This is a genomic window from Acinetobacter sp. AOR18_HL (genome assembly GCF_027855145.1).
GTDB classification, from domain to species: domain Bacteria; phylum Pseudomonadota; class Gammaproteobacteria; order Pseudomonadales; family Moraxellaceae; genus Acinetobacter; species Acinetobacter pittii.
The window spans coordinates 1-4364 of the sequence record NZ_JAKTIG010000020.1; the positions used below are offsets into that span (position 1 = coordinate 1).

Sequence of the window (4364 nt, forward strand, 5' to 3'; positions counted from 1 at the left end):
GGAAAAAACAGGTGAGCAAACCTATGCAAGTTATATTGCAAAATGGGGCTTGGCTTCCGAGCTGACCCAATCACATATGAAGATCGGCAAAAAAAATATGTCCAGTTTGACTATGTGGGAAGTACTGGATTTAGCCCAAATGGAAGTGAGTACATCTGATAAATACAGCCGAATTTTTAGGACATATGCCAAGGCATTCAAAGGCGCAAGACAGATTCGACCAAGTAATGGTTTGCTTGAATTATTAGGATTAAAAAATTTAGAAGAAGATGAGGATTTGGCTAATCAACAAGAAGAGGAATCTAGCCAGGTTTATGATGCGTTGGCTTTAAGTTCACAAGACTGGTGGACTATTTGCTATCACAAAAAACGTGTCGAGTTTCTTGAACTCGTGGAATCCGATTTTGAAAAAAATGGGATTCAGACCGACTTAAAATCCGCTAAGGATTTTCTGTTCGGGCTTAAAAACGCATCGCGTTTTTCGAGGGGTCGAGGGGAGAAATCTCCCCCGCTCATGGAATAATTTGAAAACGTAGTTTTAAAATTGTGTAGTGAGTACACATTCCGCTTCGCTAATGTTTTTCCCTGTGGCACACTGGGGGAAAACTAGCGATAGGATGTGTTTTATGAGTTATGCAATTCTCAGAACAGAAAAACTGAAAACGATGGGCAATATTGCTGCATCTTTGAGCCATAACTATCGCAATAGACCTACTCCTAATGCTGACCCATACCGCACTGTTAATAATGAACATGATTTAAAAACAGCAGGACAGGTGATGGATGGGATTAAAAATCGACTTCCTGAAAAAACACGTTCAAACGCTGTCCTATGTGTTGAATATTTAATAACGATGTCTCCAGATTGGTCGGGATTGGGGACAGAAAAAGAAGCGGATTTTTTTAAACGGTCACTGGAATGGTTAAAACAAAGGCATGGCGCTGAGAATGTTATTAGTACCTCGATCCACCGTGATGAAACTACCCCGCACCTTGTCGCATACGTTGTTCCTATTGATTCACAGGGAAAATTGAATGCTAGGGAATTCTTAGGCGGTAGGGCAAAACTATCAAAAATGCAGACTGATTTTCATGACCAAGTGAAAGATTTAGGGCTTGAAAGAGGGCTGGAGGGATCAAAGGCAGAACATACGACAATTAAAGATTTTTATGCTGAAATTCAAAAGCCTGATAATGAAAAATATTTAATTCAAAAACCAACATTAAAAACAATTACTTATAATGATTCTGCAATTCATATGTTGGATGGAAAACCTTTAAAAGATGAGAAGTTGCAGAAGTATTTTGGAAGTCTTTTTGATGAGCAGCATGAATACTATCAAAAGCAGTCTTTAAAAGCCCAAGAAGCCTTATCTGTGAAGCTTTCAGAGCAAATTATTAAGACAGAGAAAGAAGCAGAAGCCCATAGAAATGCAGTAAAACAGATAAAAAAATTAGAAAAAAAGATTGATAAAATGCTTAATGAATTCTCTCAAGTTATTGAGTTTAAAGAACTTTTCCCAAATGATTACAAGGAAATAGAACAGAGTTTAAAAGATCGAATACAAGATCATAAAAATCAATTGATTAGAAAAAGGGAAGAGAATGCACGATTTGAAGCCCAATTAAGGGCGCACCGTGAACAGTTAGCAAAAGAGCAAGAGAGACAACAGGCAATAGAATTTAGGAAGACACTAGAAAGTGATCGTAAAATGCAAATAGAGGCTGATAGAGCGCATTTACGGTCTAAAGTGGGTGAATGTACTACTGAACCTGAAAAACTGGCTTATAACGCAATACAGAGCAAATTAGAGGGTGTTATTAGAGAGGGAGCTAACTACACTGTTTTGCTTGATAACAATGAGCCTACAACTAACCCATATGCTGAGATACTTAGGCTAATGGATGATAGAGAAGCATATGATTTTAAAAAGAAATTAGAAATTATATTAAACCAATGTGCAGATTCTAAGAGTAAGGGCTATGACGATACCTATAACGGGTGGGGAACAAAATCAAGTTACTATGATAGTTTTGATACATCTGCAAAATATATTGTTGCAATTCAAAGTATTATAGATGATCAGGTACAAAAGGGCGGTTCATGGTCTTATGAAAAAGCGAGTGAGGTAAAAAGCGCTTTAAGTGATGTGTTGGTTGGTAAGTCTAAAAATGAATATGACGTACTTTTGATTGATGAGAAATCGAAAGAAAGGCAGCGTCAATACAATGAATCTGTTGAATTATCTAATAAAAATCAATTAGATAATAGTTTGTATTTTGAAGAGAAAAAGAAAAAGGGCAATGATTTTGAGATGTAGGTTTTAATTAATAGAGATACTTACTTATGGATTTATAATAATATTTCTATAAATTATTAATTTTGAAGGGATAAGTAAATGTTAGAACTAAAAATTTCAAATATGTATATTGATTCTTATGTTGATTTTCAAAAGCAAAATTTTGATAGCACTTTATTAGAAATCAAACCAATACATCAAGATAATCATGGGATGGCTTTTGATAGTGCATTGTTAGATGCGGTTGCTCAAATTAGTGATGTCAGTACATCAGTTGCTATAAATCTTTTTTCTAGCTGGCTGATTATTCAAGCAGAAAAAAACAATATGACACCTTCATTTAGGTTGAATGGTAGAAAGCTACTTGAGGAAGAGTTGAAGAGTAAGGAACTGCTTAATAAAATTCTTGAAGAGGAATTAAAGACAATAAAGCTAAGAAAGAAAATAGAAAAAGAAAAAAAATAGATGTGTAATCGAAATTTTAGGTGAACGAGTGTCTACGAGTGGCACAAACTTCATCCGATTTAAGATGTTTTTCCCTGATTACAAGCTCCCTTTTGATTTCAAACGGGAGTAACAGAGCATCCCAACGGGTGCGGTGTAGGCTGACACTAATTTTAATTAAAGTATGTGAGGTGATTGTGTTGAATTTATCCCCTAGTAGTAAGAAATATTTCAAGATTGATCCTGAAACTAATGAAGAAATTCAGCTAGAACAAGTTAGTGAGAGAAATAATGTATTGTATACCTCCAGAGCAATTACTGTTGATGCTGGGGATAGCATAAAAATCATTGATGTAGATGGCTTTGAAGAAATTCGAAAAGTTAGAGATTCAGGTAAGGAAATGTATAGACAAAAAATAATACTGGGATAGATTTTCCCGTGAATGATTATTTTGAATAGTGTTAACAACTTAGAAAACAAAGGCTTAGAGTTATTAATTAGAGTAAGAATTTACTCTAATTTTCTTGAAAATCAATGTTTTGCAAAGCTTTGAATTTTAAGATATATTACTTTTAGTTTTTATACAGACCAAAAAAAAGCCCTACTTCTTGGCGGAACGAGGCTTTTGATTGGCTACTTTCAGCGGCTTGAGGTGCTGATTTCACAATGTATACGGATAGTATAAAGGTGATTTCCTCCCCCATCAAGCCTGAATATAGGCTTGAGAATGCAAAACAGACAAAATCCTCAAAAAACAATATCTTTCATTAAAAGCGCTCCTGCGCTATCTGTTGTTGCCCCTGCATCCCGAAAAAATCGCCTTGGAACAATTACTAAATTCTGTTCCAACCAGTCACAGCAAGGCTTACAGCAAGACGATACCCAGTACAAAGAATACAGAAAACAAACTGAGCAGTTAAAAGAAAAAGCTGGGCAGATCCTCTATACCCCAAATGCAGAAAAACAGGAATTCCGTGTCTGTTACTGTGGCAAGTTGCGTATTTCTGAAAAAATGCCGGTTGGTGTTCGTTATGACTCTGCTAAAAAACGGGCGAGCTATGACAATATTCAATACTGTGGCAGCGTTTGGACGTGTCCGGATTGCTCAAAAAAAGTGAGTTTGGCAAAAAAAGAATTAGTAGCTAAAGCGGTAACTTCAGCTAATGCAAAAGGTATGCATGTAGCAATGCTGACGCTGACTATTCCTCATTATCTTGGTGATGATCTGAAAGACTTATTGAGCAAGATGAAAAAGGCTAAAAATTACTTGTTCACAAATAGAAATAGTAGGGAATGGTTTGCAGACCAGTTCCCACTGGTTGGTGAGATCACGGCAACAGAGGTTAAGTATTCAGATAGAAATGGCTTTCATCCCCACCTGCATATTTTGCTGTTTTTGAATCGTGAATATCAGAAAGAAGATATAGAAAGAATTGAGGGTGAGATTTACGAGTTCTGGGCTGAGAAGTGTGTCAAACGTGGGCTTGGAAAGCCTAGTCGTAAACATGGCGTAGACCTGAAAATGGAAAAAACAGGTGAGCAAACCTATGCAAGTTATATTGCAAAATGGGGCTTGGCTTCCGAGCTGACCCAATCACATATGAAGATCGGCAAAAAAA

4 protein-coding genes and 1 pseudogene are annotated in these 4364 nt (G+C 36.3%); all 5 read left to right on the forward strand.

The window, feature by feature from the left end; all coding sequences use genetic code 11:
* Window positions 1-523 (forward strand): annotated as a pseudogene (locus MKL51_RS04880) (protein rep); the annotation flags it as partial.
* A 103-nt stretch (window positions 524-626) separates the two neighbouring features.
* Window positions 627-2321, forward strand: coding sequence for a MobV family relaxase (mobV, locus tag MKL51_RS04885; protein ID WP_270904185.1), 1695 nt, complete (start codon window positions 627-629; stop codon window positions 2319-2321).
* A gap of 78 nt (window positions 2322-2399) precedes the next feature.
* Window positions 2400-2765, forward strand: a complete 366-nt coding sequence (locus MKL51_RS04890) for a hypothetical protein (RefSeq protein ID WP_149943756.1) — start codon at window positions 2400-2402, stop codon at window positions 2763-2765.
* Window positions 2766-2941: 176 nt separating this feature from the next.
* Window positions 2942-3175 (forward strand): hypothetical protein, encoded by a 234-nt coding sequence (locus MKL51_RS04895; protein ID WP_270904186.1) that lies wholly within the window; start codon window positions 2942-2944, stop codon window positions 3173-3175.
* Between the two features lie 297 nt (window positions 3176-3472).
* Window positions 3473-4364: protein rep (locus MKL51_RS04900; RefSeq protein ID WP_270904187.1), on the forward strand; the 892-nt coding region annotated here is incomplete at its 3' end.

What these genes read in the sequence shown, in the direction of transcription:
- mobV (WP_270904185.1), top strand. Translation starts at nt 627, where the DNA reads ATGAGTTATGCAATTCTCAGAACAGAAAAACTGAAAACGATGGGCAAT.
- MKL51_RS04890 (WP_149943756.1), top strand. Translation starts at nt 2,400, where the DNA reads ATGTTAGAACTAAAAATTTCAAATATGTATATTGATTCTTATGTTGAT.